Annotated in this window: 17 protein-coding genes; 11 read left to right on the top strand and 6 right to left on the bottom strand. The window is 64.6% G+C overall.

Annotation, left to right across the window (positions count from 1 at the left end):
• The 6 genes from JWQ24_RS20030 to modC all read left to right on the top strand — a co-directional run.
• Positions 1 to 534, top strand: a 534-nt coding sequence (locus tag JWQ24_RS20030; RefSeq protein ID WP_299811844.1) for a penicillin-insensitive murein endopeptidase, incomplete at its 5' end; no start/stop codon positions are given.
• 138 nt (positions 535 to 672) lie between these two features.
• Positions 673 to 879: a TOBE domain-containing protein gene (locus JWQ24_RS20025; RefSeq protein WP_299811842.1), complete on the top strand. Its 207-nt coding sequence runs from the start codon at positions 673 to 675 to the stop codon at positions 877 to 879.
• A gap of 2 nt (positions 880 to 881) precedes the next feature.
• Positions 882 to 1379 carry a hypothetical protein gene (locus JWQ24_RS20020; protein WP_299811840.1) on the top strand — a complete coding sequence of 166 codons (498 nt, stop codon included), beginning with the start codon at positions 882 to 884 and terminating at the stop codon, positions 1377 to 1379.
• Between the two features lie 175 nt (positions 1380 to 1554).
• Positions 1555 to 2352, top strand: coding sequence for a molybdate ABC transporter substrate-binding protein (modA, locus tag JWQ24_RS20015; RefSeq protein WP_299811838.1), 798 nt, complete (start codon positions 1555 to 1557; stop codon positions 2350 to 2352).
• A gap of 126 nt (positions 2353 to 2478) precedes the next feature.
• Complete coding sequence (modB, locus tag JWQ24_RS20010; protein WP_299811836.1) at positions 2479 to 3174, top strand: molybdate ABC transporter permease subunit; 696 nt, start codon at positions 2479 to 2481, stop codon at positions 3172 to 3174.
• A 2-nt stretch (positions 3175 to 3176) separates the two neighbouring features.
• Positions 3177 to 3845: a molybdenum ABC transporter ATP-binding protein gene (modC, locus tag JWQ24_RS20005; protein ID WP_299811834.1), complete on the top strand. Its 669-nt coding sequence runs from the start codon at positions 3177 to 3179 to the stop codon at positions 3843 to 3845.
• A gap of 4 nt (positions 3846 to 3849) precedes the next feature.
• Here the strand turns inward: modC and JWQ24_RS20000 are convergent, their stop codons facing one another.
• Positions 3850 to 5646: a potassium/proton antiporter gene (locus JWQ24_RS20000; protein WP_299811832.1), complete on the bottom strand. Its 1797-nt coding sequence runs from the start codon at positions 5644 to 5646 to the stop codon at positions 3850 to 3852.
• Between the two features lie 198 nt (positions 5647 to 5844).
• On the opposite strand from JWQ24_RS20000, the gene JWQ24_RS19995 reads away from it, so the two are divergent.
• From JWQ24_RS19995 to radC, 3 genes are all read left to right on the top strand, one after another.
• A complete protein-coding gene (locus JWQ24_RS19995) occupies positions 5845 to 7161 on the top strand; it encodes a mechanosensitive ion channel domain-containing protein (protein WP_299811830.1) in 1317 nt (438 codons plus the stop codon).
• Between the two features lie 114 nt (positions 7162 to 7275).
• Positions 7276 to 8100 carry a type I methionyl aminopeptidase gene (map, locus tag JWQ24_RS19990; protein WP_299811828.1) on the top strand — a complete coding sequence of 275 codons (825 nt, stop codon included), beginning with the start codon at positions 7276 to 7278 and terminating at the stop codon, positions 8098 to 8100.
• Between the two features lie 193 nt (positions 8101 to 8293).
• Positions 8294 to 9016: a DNA repair protein RadC gene (radC, locus tag JWQ24_RS19985; RefSeq protein WP_299811826.1), complete on the top strand. Its 723-nt coding sequence runs from the start codon at positions 8294 to 8296 to the stop codon at positions 9014 to 9016.
• A gap of 148 nt (positions 9017 to 9164) precedes the next feature.
• Here radC and JWQ24_RS19980 read toward each other — a convergent pair whose 3' ends face one another.
• The 5 genes from JWQ24_RS19980 to JWQ24_RS19960 form a co-directional block, all read right to left on the bottom strand.
• Positions 9165 to 9797: an AprI/Inh family metalloprotease inhibitor gene (locus tag JWQ24_RS19980; protein ID WP_299811850.1), complete on the bottom strand. Its 633-nt coding sequence runs from the start codon at positions 9795 to 9797 to the stop codon at positions 9165 to 9167.
• A 67-nt stretch (positions 9798 to 9864) separates the two neighbouring features.
• Positions 9865 to 10848 (bottom strand): 2-hydroxyacid dehydrogenase, encoded by a 984-nt coding sequence (locus tag JWQ24_RS19975; RefSeq protein ID WP_299811824.1) that lies wholly within the window; start codon positions 10846 to 10848, stop codon positions 9865 to 9867.
• The gene (locus tag JWQ24_RS19970) at positions 10848 to 11675 is read right to left on the bottom strand and encodes an ABC transporter permease subunit (protein WP_299811822.1); all 828 of its coding nucleotides are present in this window, start codon (positions 11673 to 11675) and stop codon (positions 10848 to 10850) included. Before JWQ24_RS19970 ends, JWQ24_RS19975 begins: the two co-directional genes overlap by 1 nt.
• Positions 11672 to 12448, bottom strand: coding sequence for an ABC transporter ATP-binding protein (locus JWQ24_RS19965; protein WP_299811820.1), 777 nt, complete (start codon positions 12446 to 12448; stop codon positions 11672 to 11674). Before JWQ24_RS19965 ends, JWQ24_RS19970 begins: the two co-directional genes overlap by 4 nt.
• Before the next feature lie 6 nt (positions 12449 to 12454).
• Entirely contained in the window at positions 12455 to 13477 is a 1023-nt protein-coding gene (locus JWQ24_RS19960; RefSeq protein ID WP_299811818.1) for an ABC transporter substrate-binding protein, read from the bottom strand.
• Positions 13478 to 13612: 135 nt separating this feature from the next.
• Between JWQ24_RS19960 and JWQ24_RS19955 the strand changes: the two genes are divergently transcribed.
• Both JWQ24_RS19955 and JWQ24_RS19950 read left to right on the top strand, forming a co-directional pair.
• Positions 13613 to 14431: a creatininase family protein gene (locus tag JWQ24_RS19955; RefSeq protein ID WP_299811816.1), complete on the top strand. Its 819-nt coding sequence runs from the start codon at positions 13613 to 13615 to the stop codon at positions 14429 to 14431.
• A 168-nt stretch (positions 14432 to 14599) separates the two neighbouring features.
• Positions 14600 to 14863: a hypothetical protein gene (locus JWQ24_RS19950; RefSeq protein WP_299811814.1), complete on the top strand. Its 264-nt coding sequence runs from the start codon at positions 14600 to 14602 to the stop codon at positions 14861 to 14863.
• Positions 14864 to 15013 lie beyond the last annotated feature (150 nt).

The raw sequence follows: 15013 nt of genomic DNA, 5'->3' as shown, positions 1-15013 counted from the left end.
CCGATGATCACCGGCCATGCCAGCCATCAGGTCGGGCTCGACGCCGACATCTGGCTGACGCCGATGCCGAACCGGCAATTGTCGCGCAACGAGCGCGAGGAGATGTCGGCCGTGATGATGGTGCGGCGCGACCGGCTCGACATCGATCCCGACGTATGGACACCGGGCCACCTGCCGGTGATCCGCGCCGCGGCGCAGGAGCCTGGCGTCGAACGCATCTTCGTCAACGCCGCGATCAAGAAAGCGCTGTGCCGCGAGGCCAAGGGCGACCGCAGCTGGCTGTCCAAGGTGCGGCCGATGTACGGCCACGACTATCACTTCCATATCCGCATCAAATGCCCGGTGGGCAGCACCGACTGCGAGTCGCAGCCGCCGCCCACAGAGGCCGAAGGCTGCAGCGCCGGCGATCTCGCTTACTGGTTCAGCGACGCCGTGCTGCATCCGAAGCCACCGCTGGTTCCACCAAAGCCGAAGCCGCCGATGACACTGGCGGAAATGCCCGCCGCCTGCCGGCAGGTCCTGGCGGCGCCGTAGGGCAACATCAACTTCTCGACTGGACGTCTTCCGCCGTAGCCTCGACTTGCGCTAGTGTCGGGCGTCGCCGCGCCGTAAGCCCGCGACCTCCACGGAGCCATGCCTCCGTTCACCCAGATAAATTGAGAGGGAACGATCATGCGCATCAGTGCACGCAACCAGATCAAGGGCACCATTCTCGAAGTCACCAAGGGCGCGACCACATCGCATGTCCGCGTCGATATCGGCGGCCAGATCGTGACCTCGTCGATCACCAACGAAGCCGTCGATGAACTCGGCCTCAAGGCTGGCGGCAAGGCCGTCGTGGTAATCAAGGCCTCCGACGTCATGATCGCGGTGAACTGACCATGCGAACGCATCTGATCGTCGCACTGACGCTGCTTGGCTGCGCGCCCGCATGGGCAGCCAAGCCCAGCGGCTGCGACAAGTTCAAATGGCCGATCGAGCGCGAACGCGCCGCCCTGACGGCGCCGGACCGGCCGAAGCTCGCTTCCGGCGCTGATATCACCGCGCCGGCGATCACGCTTGGCCTCGTGGCGCCCTCGGCCGCCAATCTGCCGACGCCGCCGGAGCGCGCGCCGAAAGACGGCAGCTTTGCCGGCTTCGCCGCGCTGAAGACGGCGCCGAAGCCCGGCGTCTACACGATCAGCCTGTCCTCGGCGGCCTGGGTCGATGTCGTGCAGGACGGCAAGATCCTGAAGCCGCAGGCCTTCAGCGACGCTGTGGATTGCGACGGCATCCGCAAGACGATGAAGTATGATCTCGCCGCCAGCCCGTTCGTGATCCAGATCAGCGGCGCGACCGACAGCGCCATCAGTCTGGCCGTACTTCCAGCGAACCAGTAACGGGCGCTCGTCCGGGGCTTTACCCGGACAGCCAGCCTGATAGTGTTGCTGCGCGACATCCCCGCGGATCGTAAGTCCCAGGGATTGCCGGAACGGCGCTTCCGCCTGTCGCATCCTCCCCAAACAACGCGTGGTTTGCGTGCGCCTTGCGCTGCGAGCCCGCATGGAGCGCCAGATGAACCAACCCAGCCGTCCCTTCGCCGGAATTGCACTCGCTTTCACGATCCTCCTCGGATCGACGAGCTCGCCTGTGCAGGCGCAGGACAAGAGCCTCACGGTGTTCGCCGCCGCTTCGATGAAGAACGCGCTCGACGATATCAACGCCGCCTACACCGCCAAGACCGGCGTCAAGGTCACGGCCTCCTACGCCGCCAGCTCGGTGCTCGCCAAGCAGATCGAGAACGGCGCGCCGGCCGATCTGTTCGTCTCCGCCGATACCGACTGGATGGACTACGCGATCTCCAAGAAGAACATCAGCGAACCGACCCGCGTGAACCTGCTCGGCAACTCGATCGTGCTGATCGCGCCGAAGGATTCCAAGCTCGACAATGTGAAGATCGAGCAGGGCTTCGATCTCGCAGGGTTGGCCGGCGACAACAAGATCGCCACCGGCGACGTGAAGTCGGTGCCGGTCGGCAAATATGCCAAGGCTGCGCTCGAAAAGCTTGGTAGCTGGACCGCTGCCGGGCCGAAATTCGCGATGGCCGAAAGCGTGCGCGCCGCACTGACGCTGGTGTCGCGCGGCGAAGCCCCGCTCGGCATCGTCTACGCGACCGACGCCAAGGTCGATCCCGGCGTCAAGATCATCGGCACCTTCCCGGCCGTCTCGCATCCGGCGATCATCTATCCGGTCGCTGCGACCACCACCGCGAAGATTGAAGCCGCCGACTATCTCGCCTTCCTGAAGACGACGGCATCAAAGACCATTCTCGAGAAATATGGCTTCACCTATCTGGTCAGCCCGACGACCTGAGACCTCTCGGCCGCCATTGCGAGGTCAAGGAAAGCTGGTTTCCAGCTTTCCTTGACCTCGCAATGACGGGGATGGGCCGGAGCTTCGATACTTCGCGCTAGAACTGCAATCAGGCACTGACCTCGCATGTTCGACATTACACCCACCGAGTGGACGGCGATTCTGCTCTCGATCAAGGTCGCCGTCATCGCCACGCTGATCTCGACGCCAATCGGGATCGGGATCGCGTGGCTGCTGGCGCGACGTAACTTCCGGGGCAAGGCGCTCGTCGATGCGGTGATCTATCTGCCGCTAGTGCTGCCGCCAGTCGTCACCGGCTATCTGCTGCTGCTGACGTTCGGCAAGCGCGGCCTGGTCGGCAGTTTTCTCGCCGAGTATCTCGGCATCGTGTTCGCGTTCCGCTGGACCGGCGCGGCGCTGGCCTGCGGCGTGATGTCATTTCCGCTCTTGGTGCGGCCGATCCGGCTGTCGATCGAGGCGGTCGACCGCCGGCTCGAACAGGCCGCCGGTACGCTCGGCGCAAGCCCATGGAAAGTGTTCGCCACCGTGACGCTGCCTTTGGCCATGCCCGGCGTTCTGGCCGGCATGGTGCTGGGCTTTGCGAAAGCGATCGGCGAATTCGGCGCCACCATCACCTTCGTCTCCAACATCCCCGGCGAGACCCAGACGATCTCCTCGGCGATCTATTCGCTGATCCAGACGCCGGACGGCGACACCGCAGCCCTTCGCCTGGTGATCATTTCGATCAGCATCGCGGTCGCCGCGCTGATTGCCTCCGAATGGTTCGCGCGCCGCGCGACGCAACGCCTGCACGGGAATTGACCATGCTGCGCGTGGATGTCTTCAAGAAGCTCGGCGAATTTACCGTCGAGGTGGCCTTCGCCAGCGAGGGCCGCGTCACCGGCCTGTTCGGCACCTCCGGCGCCGGCAAGACCTCACTGGTGTCCATGATCGCGGGTCTGGTCCGGCCGGATCGCGGCCACATCGCGATCAACGGCGACACACTTTATGACGGCGCCGCCGGACTCGACGTGCCGCCGCACCGCCGCCGCATCGGCTACGTGTTTCAGGACGCGCGGCTGTTTCCGCATCTCAACGTCGCGCAAAATCTCGACTACGGCCGGCGCATGAACCGCCTCGCACAAGACCCCGCGCAGGAGGCGCGCATCAACAAATTGCTGGACATCGGCGATCTCCTGGATCGCCGCCCCGGCGACCTGTCCGGCGGCGAACGCCAGCGCGTCGCGCTAGGTCGGGCGCTGCTGTCACGGCCGCGGCTGCTGTTGCTCGACGAGCCGCTCGGCGCGCTCGACGAGGAGCGCAAGGCCGAGATCCTGCCCTATCTGGTGCGACTGCGCGACGAGGCCGATATTCCGATGGTCTATGTCAGCCACGACGCCGACGAGATGCGGCAGCTCGCGTCCGATGTCGTGATGCTGAAGCGCGGCCGTGTCGCCGCATTCGGTGGCACCGAGGTGCTACCGCAGCCTTAAACACTTACGCGCCGGACAATGACGTCCAGATGCGCGAAACCCTGCGCCGGGCGGATTGCCGGCGCGACAGTTTCGGCGCCGGGGCTTCCTCGTCCTCGGGCAACCGCAGGCCGACGACATTGACGCGGCCGCCGCCGAGACTGCGCGCGACCAGATGGATCGAATCCACCGGCAGCGCCGCACCCAGCGTCGGCGCATGGTCGAGATGGACGTCGAAATAATCCGCCAGCGTCAGCGTCGTCTGCTCCGGATCGACGGCGATGCCGTAGATCGCGGCGAGGTCACCGAGCGTGATCTCGCCGGACACAACGAAGTCGCCGAGCAGATGCGGATCCGGCGCCGAGCTCGGCGGCATGTCGACAAAGAAGCGATCCAGCGACTCGGCCTTTTCCGGCGGCGCCAGCAGATAGAGATAATCGCCGGCGGCCACCGGCTCGGCCTCGGCCGGCGACAGAATGCGCTGGTCGCGGATCACCAGCGTCGGCTTCGACCAGGAGGGGATCAGGCCGCGCTTCAGATACAGGCTCTTCGGCCGCACCGAATAGCCGACCAGCTGCTGTTCGAGCTGGCCCGGCAGATCGAGCTCGATGCGGCGCGGTCCCTTGTCGGTGCGCGGCAATGCGACGTGCAGTTTTCGCGCGGCGAACGCCAGCGTCCAGCCCTGCAACGCCAGCGAGATGATCACGACGACGAAGGCGACATCGAAATACAGATAGGCCTTGGGCAGCCCGACCAGCATCGGAATCGAGGCCAGAAAGATGGCCACCGCGCCGCGCAGCCCGACCCAGGCCACGAAGACTTTTTCGCGCCAGTTGAAGCGGAACGGCGCCAGACACAGGAACACCGCGAGCGGCCGCGCCACCAGCATCAGGACCAGCGCCACGGCAACCGCCGGCACGATGCTGACCACCAGACGCTGCGGCGACACCAGCAGGCCGAGCATCACGAACATCACGATCTGCGCCAGCCAGGTCGCAGCATCGAGAAACGCCACCACCGAATTATGCGCCCGTGTCGGCCGGTTGCCGATCACGATGCCGGCGAGATAGACCGCGAGGAAGCCGGAGGCGTGCAGCATCTGCGACAGCCCGAAGATCACCAGCGCCGCGGTGCAGACGAACGGCGCATGCAGGCCCTGCGGCAGCGCGACGCGGTTGAGCAGCAGCACCACAAGGCGGCCGCCGACCACGCCGATCAGCGTGCCGAGCACCACTTCCTGGGCGAATTCCAGCGCGACATGGCCGGCCGAAGCACCGCCCAGCGCGATGACCTTGACCAGCATCAAAGTGAGAAACACCGCGAAAGGATCGTTGGTGCCAGACTCGACCTCGAGCGTCGCACCGACGCGTGGCCGCAACCGCAGGCCCTGGCCGTGGATCAAAAGGAACACCGCGGCGGCGTCAGTGGAGGCAACCACGGCGCCGATCAGCAGCGCCTCGGTCCATCCCAGATCGAGCGCATATTTCGCCACCGGCGCGGTGATCAGCGCGGTCACCAGCACGCCGAGCGTGGCAAGCACCATCGAGGGAGCCAGCACGGCGCGAATGGCCTTGAAATGCGTCTTCAGGCCGCCGTCGAACAGGATCAGCGCCAGCGCCACCGAGCCGACCAGATAAGTGGTGTGGACGTCGTCGAAGCGAATACCTCCGGGCCCGGAATCGCCCGCCAACATGCCGATGAACAAGAAGAACAGCAGCAATGGCGCGCCGAAGCGCAAAGCGAGCAGGCTCGACAGCATGCCCGCCATCACCAGTACGCTACCGAGCAGGATGGAGAGGCTTACTGAATCGAGTGAGGCCATGAGACTCCGCGGTGAAAAACATGCACCCGCATGTCTATCGTCGCCTCCCGTCGAGGCCAACCGATTTCTGCCCGGGGCTGCGATCCGTCTGTCATGCGGGCAAGGCCTGCCGCGCGGCCCGGCCACAGATGGCGCAAGCGTGGCGCTTGTGTGAATCTGGCAGCTATCGAATCAACCAGCGCGAGACGGGGCGTCCCGATGCTTGAACTTAACAACGGCTACGAAATGCTGCTGACCGCGGCCCGCTCGTGGGGCGCCGAGGTCACCTCGCCGTGGTTCTATCTGCAGTTCGGCGTGATGCTGACCGGCGCGGGCCTGGCCTTTGCGATCGGCGCCGCCATCCGCGCCAGGATCGACGTGACCTCGCTGGCGATGGGCTGGCCGGGCCCGCTGCGGATGCTGATGCGGATTCTCGTCAGCGGCGCCTCCACCGCGGCATTTGCAGTGCTGATGACCATTGCACGCATCGTGATGATGCAGTCGACATGGCCCAGCCGCAGCTATCTGCTCGCGGTCGCCGCCAAGCTGGCGCTGGCCTGGCTGGTGATCCAGCTGGTTACCAGCGTGATCCGCAACGCCTTCATCGTCCGCCTTGTCGCGATCTCTGCGTGGCTGGTCGCGGCCCTCAGCATTCTCGGCCAGCTCGGTCCGACCATTGCGTTGCTGGATTCCGTCGGCATCGAACTCGGCGATCTCCGGCTGACACCGCTGCTGCTGATCAAGCTCGGCGTGCTGCTGGCGGTAGCGCTGTGGCTGGCGAACCTTGCCAGCAACTTCCTCGAAGGCCGCATCCACCAGTCGCGCGATCTTACGCCGTCGATCCAGGTGCTGCTGGTCAAGCTGGTGCGGCTGCTGCTGATGGTGTTCGCCGTCGCGCTGGTGATGGGCGCCGTCGGGATCAACCTGTCGGCGCTGGCGGTATTCTCCGGCGCGGTCGGCGTGGGCATCGGCTTCGGTCTGCAGAAGATCGTAGCCAATTTCGTTAGCGGCGTGATCCTGCTCGCCGACAAGTCGGTGAAGCCCGGCGATCTCGTCACCATCGGCGACAGTTCGGGCCGGATCAGCGCGATGAACACGCGCTACATCTCGGTTGCCGCCGGTGACGGCCGCGAATTCCTGATCCCGAACGAGGACCTGATCACCCAGAAAGTGGTGAACTGGACCTATACGGACAAGGATACGCTGGTGAAGGTCAATTTCGGCACCAATTACGACGCCGATCCGCGGCTGGTCTGCAAACTGGCGATCGAGGTCGCCGCCGCCTCGCCGCGCGCCAGCCTGGCCAAGCCGCCAAACTGCCTGCTCGGCGAATTCACCGAAGCCGGCATGAAATTCGCGCTGACCTTCTGGATCGACTCGCCGGACGGCATGGACGCCGCCAAGAGCGACGTGATGCTGGGACTGTGGGACGCCTTCAAGCGCGAAGGCATCCGGGTGCCGTATCCGGTGCGCGAATTGCGCATTCGCGGCGGCGCGCTACCGGTCGAGAACGCGGTGATCGAGGTGCCGAGCTAGGCGCTGGGCGGCGGGCAGCCCCGATTTCCGGCCGCTGCGGCCGGTTCGGCTTGCGCTGGGCGGCTGAAAGCTTAAATTGGGGGCTCAAATCACCCCTGACCGCAAGATTTCCCGATGAGCTACGTCGACGCCGCCGATACCTCCCAGCGCAAGACCGGGCAGATCAAGCTGCACGGCCCCGGCGCCTTTGCCGGCATGCGCAAGGCCGGAGCGCTGACATCGCTGTGCCTCGACGAACTGACCGATCTGGTCAAACCGGGCGTCCTGACGTCGACGATCGACGATTTCGTCCGCAATTTCGGCTTCGCCCACGGCGCCTTCCCGGCCACCCTGATGTATCGCGGCTATCGCTATGCGAGCTGCATCTCGATCAACCACGTGGTCTGCCACGGCATGCCCGGCGACCGCGCGCTGAAGGAAGGCGATATCGTCAACATCGACGTCACTTTGATCGTCGATGGCTGGTACGGCGACTCCAGCCGGATGTACGCCGTCGGACCGCTCGCGCGGAAGGCCGAGCGTCTGATCGACGTCACCTATGAATCCCTGATGCGCGGCATTGCGGTGGTGAAGCCCGGCAACACCACCGGCGACATCGGCCACGCCATCCAGAGCTTCGTCGAGCCGCAACAAATGAGTGTGGTCCGCGATTTCTGCGGCCACGGCGTTGGCCGGCTGTTCCACGACGAGCCGAACATCATCCATGTCGGCCGCCCCGGCGAGGGCGTGCCGCTGCGGCCCGGCATGATCTTCACCATCGAACCAATGATCAACCTCGGCAAGCCGCACGTGAAAGTGCTGTCCGACGGCTGGACCGCCGTGACCCGCGACCGCTCGCTGTCGGCGCAGTTCGAGCACACCGTCGGCGTCACAGCCACCGGCGTCGAGATCTTCACGCTGTCGAAGCTGCACAACGAAAAGCCGCCGACCGCGGCCTGATCGCTCTTCCTCATCCCGAGGAGCGCGCCCTTGCGCGCGTCTCGAGGGATAAGCGACACATCTCATGGTTCGAGACGGCACCAAGAGCCGCCTCCTCACCATGAGAGAGAACGGCAAGTCCCGGCAATTGGTAGTTGCAAAACCGGCCGGGCACGGCATGCTGATGGACATCGTTCACGGTCCTGATGCATCCATGCCCGCAGATGCCAAGCAGCCCATCGATCCCCCGTCCGGCCTTGAAGAGGCGCCGCATTATCACGGCCATCGCGAACGGCTGCGCGATCGCTTCCGCAGCGCCGGCGCCGATGCGCTGAGCGACTACGAACTGCTCGAAATGGTGCTGTTCCGCGCGCTGCCGCGCCGCGACGTCAAGCCGCTGGCAAAGACGCTGATCGGCAAGTTCGGCTCCTTCGCCGAAACGGTGAACGCGCCGGATGCGCGGTTGCGCGAAGTCGGCGGCCTCGGCGAGGCCGCGATCACCGAGATCAGACTGATCGCCGCCACAGCCTCCCGCATCAGCAAGGGGCAATTGAAGCAGCGCACCGTGCTGTCGTCCTGGGCCACCGTGATCGACTATTGCCGCACCGCGATGGCCTTCGCCGACAAGGAGCAGTTCCGCATCCTTTTCCTCAACAAGCGCAACCAGTTGATCTCCGACGAGGTGCAGCAGGTCGGCACCGTCGACCACACACCTGTCTATCCACGCGAAGTGGTGAAGCGCGCGCTCGAACTATCCGCCACCGCCATCATCATGGTGCACAACCATCCATCCGGCGATCCCACGCCATCTCAAGCCGACGTGCAGATGACCAAGGCGGTCATCGATATCGCCAAGCCACTCGGGATTTCGGTGCACGACCACATCATCGTCGGCAAGAACGGCCACGCGAGCCTGAAAGGGCTGAAGCTGATTTGAGGAGCCACGCTCCAAAAGTTCAGTCGTCATTGCGAGGTCAAGGAAAGGACGGAGCAGTGCGTAGGGTAGGCAAAGGCGCCTGCGCCGTACCCACTATTCACATGGGGAAGCGTGGTGGGTACGCTTCGCATTGCCCACCTACATTCGCTCAGTTATTACGCACCAATATCAGCGGGTCCGCGCTGTCCGGCATGCGCCGCCATTGCGCGTTGTCGTCGGCTTCGAAGTGCCAGATCTCGCCGCGGTCGGAGGTCAGCAGCAATTCGCCGCGCTCCAGCCGCCAGACGGTCGGATTGAAATTAGCCACCAAGGGATCGCAGCGCGGCTTGAGGAACACCGCGAAATTATCCGGTGTGGCTTCGGTGTTGGTCAGCGTCAGCCCGCAGATGTTCCGGCCGTTGCCGCGCATCATCGACCAGTCGCCTATCATCTGGTCCATCGACTTTGCCAGGGAACGCGCCGCCGCGAGATTCTGCAGGATGTAGACGCCCTCGCCGCTGCGCAGGCCCTCGAATATGCCGCTCTCGACTTCGGTGAAGTCTATCACCGACTGCCCGCTGCCGTCCTGCAGCCGGACGATATCGAAACCTCTCACCGACCAGCCGGCAATGTCCTTGGTGAACGGCAGCGCCTTCGGGCAGGCGGGTTCGAGTTCAAGCTTTAGTCCCTGCGCCGTGCCGTCGCCCTTCAGCGTCACGACGCAGGTCTTGCTGCGCTCGGTGGTCGACAGCTCCCACTGCCCGATCATCGATTTCTTCAGTCCCGCCGCATCCTGCGCCATCGCCCCGCTTATCGTGCCGGCGAAAGCCAGCGCGATCCACAGCGAGCGCAGTAACGGCCGGCACATGTCAGCGGCCCTTCACCGGGGTTTCCGCAATCGGCGTCATCGGCGCCTTGCCGGCGAACCAGACCTTGAGATTGTCCACCACGAGCTGGTCCATCGCGTTGCGCGTCACCACCGAGGCCGAGCCGATATGCGGCAGCAGCACGACGTTCTGCATCGCGCGGAGCTCATCCGGCACCTTCGGCTCCTGCGCGAACACGTCGAGACCGGCGGCGAGAATGGTGCCCGACTTCAGCGCTGCGATCAAAGCGGGCTCATCGATCACCGAACCGCGAGCAACGTTGACGATGATGCCGCGCGGGCCGAGCGCGTTCATCACCTCGGCATTGATCATGCCAGCGGTCGACGGACCGCCCGGCGTGATCACGATCAGGGTGTCCACCGCCTTCGCCATCTCGATCAGGTTCGGATAGTGCTGATGCGTGACGCCCGCGGCTGGATTTCGCGAGTGATACACCACCGGCACAAGCGAGGCATCGAGGCGGCGCGCGATCGCCTGGCCGATCCGGCCCATGCCGACCATGCCGACCTTGCGGTCGCGCAGCGAGCCTACGCTGAGCGGATAAGGCTGCGTCTGCCACAGGCCGGAGCGGACATATTTGTCGGCCTTGATGAATTCGCGCGCGGTGGCGATGAACAGGCCGAGCGCGGTATCGGCGACTTCCTCGGTCAGCACGTCCGGCGTGTTGGTGACAATGATGTTGTGCTCGGCGGCATATTTGGCGTCGATATGGTCGTAGCCGACGCCGAAGCTGGAGATGATCTCGAGCTTGGGAAAGCGCGACAGCACCGACGCATTGGTCGGCACCAGCCCGGTGACGGCGATGCCGCGAATGCGGCCGGCGGCATCGGCGGACAACCGCTCCAGATCGGCCAGCGTCTCGAACCTGTGCTGTTCGTACTGATCGGTGAAGCCTCGCTCGATCAGCGGCTTGGTCGGCCCATAGATGAGAAGGTCGATCTTGTCCGATAAAATGGCCGAGGACATCAGTTTTCCTTTCGCAGTGCACTATCGTGCCAGCGCCGCAACATCAGATGCGACAGCAGCGCGAGCAGCATATAGATGACAACCCCCGCGGCCGAGAGCAACAGCAACGCCGCGAACATCCGGGGAATGTTGAGGCGGTAGCTGGATTCCGAAATGCGGTAGGCGATCCCGGAGCCGGCGCCGGCCGAGCCCGCGGCGATCTCCGCAGCCACCGCGCCGATCAGCGACAATCCGCCGGCGATGCGCAACCCGCCGAGGATCTCCGGCAGCGCCGCGGGCAGCTTCAGGTACAGCAGCGTCTGCCTGCGCGATGCGCCGTAAAGCTGGAACAGGCCGGCCAGATTGCGGTCCACGGAATTCAGCCCAAGCGTGGTGTTGGCGAGCACCGGGAAGAACGCCACGATCCAGGCACACACCACCACCGCGGTCTGCTGCGGCAGGTAGATCAGCATCAACGGCGCGATCGCGATCACCGGCGTCACCTGCAGGATCACCGCATAGGGCAGCAGCGAATATTCCAGCCAGCGCGACCGGTTGAACAGCAGCGCCAGTGCGATGCCGCCGATGGCGGCCGCGACAAAACCTTCCAGCGCGGTCAGCAGCGTGACGCCGAGCGACTCCGATAGCACCGTCCAGTCGGTGATCAAGGTGCGCAGGATGAGAAACGGGCCAGGCAACAGATAAGGCGGGATGTCGCCGAAGCGGACGACGGCCTCCCACACGAGGATGCCGACTGCGAACACGGCGACCGGCAACAGCGTGCGCAGCCAGCGCGTATTGCTGCGCGGTTCGCGGGTCGATATCGGCAAGGGTTCGAGTCCGTTCATGCTTCGCTGGCCTGCATCAGCGCGCGCGAGACATCACGGCAATGTTCGGCATAGGCGACCGAGGTGCGGAATTCGTCACTGCGCGGTTCATCTGAAGTGATCAGGTGCTCCGCGCTGATACGACCGGGACGCTGCGTCATCACGATCACGCGCTGCGACAGGTACACCGACTCAAACACCGAATGGGTGACAAAGACCACGGTCTTGCGCAGCCGCCGCCACAGCGCCAGCAGGTCGTTGTTGAGCTTGAAGCGGGTGATTTCGTCGAGCGCCGCAAAAGGCTCGTCCATCAGGAGAATATCCGGATCGGTGACCAGCGCACGCGCCAGCGACACCCGCATCTTCATGCCGCCAGACAATTCGCGCGGATAGGAATTGGCGAATTCGGCGAGGCCTACCTGCGCCAGAGCCTCGGTGACGCGCGCATCCGACTCCGAGGTCGCGACATGCGCCAGCTTGAGCGGCAGCCGCACGTTTTCACGCACGCTGCACCACGGCATCAGGGTCGGTTCCTGAAACACGTAGCCGATGGTGTGGCCGCTGCGCGTGGCAATATCGCTGGTGCCCGCGGTCGGCTTGACCAGCCCGGCGATAATCCGCAGCGCGGTGGACTTGCCGCAACCGGAAGACCCCAGCAGCGACACGAACTCGCCATGCGCGATGGTGAGGTCGAGCGGCCCCAGCGCCACCGTGCCGTTGTCATAGACCTTGGTGACGCCGCGCAACTCGATTGCGGCCTCCATGTCGCCTGCCGACATCGCGGGTACGGCCATCGGCGGTTACTTCTTGGGCCGGAGATCGACGCCGACGCCCTTGTTGACGAATTGCAGCGTGTAGGCGCGGCGGAAATCGATATCCGGCTTGACCACGCCGGCGCGCGACATCTTGCCGAAGAACGAGGCGACGCGCGCCTCGGTCATCGCGCCGATGCCGTCCTTCAGCGTATCGCCGGAATCGACGATGCCGTATTCCTTCATCTTGTCGATGGAATAGGCCAGCAACTCGTCAGTCATTTCCGGGTTGAGCTTCTTGATCACGACGTTGGCGGCCTTGTTGTCACCATACAGATAATTGTACCAGCCGATCATCGAGGCATCGACGAAGCGTTGCACCAGGTCGGGCTTCTTGTCGACCATGTCGCGGCGCGCCTCGATCAAGGTCGAGTAGCCGTCGAAACCATAGTCGGCGAGCAGCATCACGGTCGGCTTGAAGCCGGCCTGCTTCTCCACCACGAAGGGCTCTGAGGTGACATAGCCCTGCATCGCACTGTTCTTGTCGACGATGAAAGGCTGCGCATTATAGGTGTAGGGCTTCACCCGGGACTCGCTGAATCCGTATTCGTTCCTCATCCATTGGAAGTAGCCGGCGACGCCTTCCTTGGAGATCAGGATGGTCATCGGCTTGAGGTCTTCGAGTTTCTTCACCTTGGAATCGGGGTGCGTCAGGAATACCTGCGGATCCTTCTGGAACACCGCGGCGACGGCCACCACCGGCACGTTATTCGCCACCGCGTCGAAGGATTGCAGCGTATTGGCGCTCATGAAGAAATCGAGCTTGCCGGAAATCAGCAGGATGCGGTTGTTCACATTGGGGCCGCCCGGCACGATGGTGACGTCGAGGCCGTATTTCTTGTAGGTGCCGTCGGCGACCGCCTGGAAGAATCCGCCATGCTCGGCCTCGGCGACCCAGTTGGTGCCGAACGAGACCTTGTCGAGCCTCGTCTGGGCACGAGCGGGTGACAGCGCGGTCGCGGTCACTGCGGCTCCCAGGATTAACGCTCGCAGCAGGCAAACCGGGCTCATGTTGGACTCCGTCGGAGGTTTTGACCATGATGGAAACGCGAGAGGGGTGGTACAGGCGTTCGGCCTGACTGGCCACCCGTCGCCGGGGCTGGCGACAAACTACCCTGCAAATTCCGACAAAGAAACGTTGCTGCTATGACTTCTATGATGCCTCCCCGTGACTGGACCGCGATCCATTGGCCCGATATCGCCCGCAATGACGCCTCCGACTGGATCGCCGTGTTGCCGCTGGCTGCCACCGAACAGCACGGCCCGCATCTGCCCCTCGGCACCGACATCATGATCGCCGAGGCCTATCTGGCCGAGGTGCAGAACAATCTCCCGGCCGAAATCCCGGTGACCTTCCTGCCGCTGCAACCGGTAGGCATCTCGACCGAGCACCTGAACTTCCCGGGAACGCTGACACTGCCGACCGACGTCGCCTTGCAGAACTGGATGGCGATCGGCGAGAGCGTGTCGCGCGCCGGCATCCAGAAGCTGGTGATGGTCACCAGCCACGGCGGCAACAGCGCGGCGATGACGCTGGCGGCGCAGGACCTGCGCGCCGAATACGGCATGCTGGTCGTCGCCACCTCGTGGGCGAGGTTCGGCGCGCCGGACGGCCTGTTCACCCCCGACGAACTGCGTCACGGCATTCACGGCGGCGCGGTCGAGACCTCGATCATGCAGGCGCGTTACCCGCAGCACGTGCGCGACAAGGAGATCGCGAATTTCGCCTCCACCGCGCGCGCGATGGACGGCGACTATCGCTGGCTGTCGGCGTCGCGACCGGCGCCGTTCGCCTGGCAGGCCGAAGACCTGCACCGCTCCGGCGCGATCGGCGACGCCACGCAGGCCTCGGCCGCAAAGGGCGAAGCCCTGCTGGCACATGGCGCGCAGGCATTCTGTGAGTTGCTGGAAGACGTTTATCGCTTCGACATGGAAGCGCTCAGCCACGGTCCAAAGAGCGGCTAGCGCGCAGGCCTGTCCTTCGTCGCAACGGCTCCTCGCAAGGACGTGGAGAGGCCGTGAAACCATCCGGAAACCAAATAGCCGGCCATCGCCTCGAACCCCGTCCTTCGACGCCGCGACTACTGGGCATGCGGGCCACAACGGCCGCACATCAAACGGATGGAGTTTCCCATGTCGATCAAGACCAGGATTGCCGCCTTCGCTCTCGTTGCGCTGACCGCCACCAGCACCATCGCTTCCTCGACCCAGCAGGCCCAGGCCAAGGGTCCGGGCATCGGTCTCGGCATCGCCGCCGGTGTGGTCGGCGCCGCCGTGGTCGGCAGCGCGATCGCCGCCAACGAAGGCTATGGTTACGGCTATCGCCGCTGCGGCGTGGTGCGCCAGTACGACGCCTGGGGCAACTATGTCGGCAAGGTCCGGACCTGCAATTACTGATCTCTGACCGCCGCACTGTGGAACCGCGTCCGGCACGGGCGCCTCATCCACTCCCGTGTCGCCCCGACCCGCCCGGCTGTCCCCCGGGCGGGTCACTCGTTATCCGAGCGTCACAATCCGCTGCCACATAGAGCCGGCATGGCCGCGGCC

This window comes from Tardiphaga sp., assembly GCF_028290495.1.
GTDB lineage: Bacteria > Pseudomonadota > Alphaproteobacteria > Rhizobiales > Xanthobacteraceae > Tardiphaga.
The sequence above is the reverse complement of the archived record's forward strand: the minus strand, read 5'-3'. Positions and strand labels throughout refer to the sequence as shown.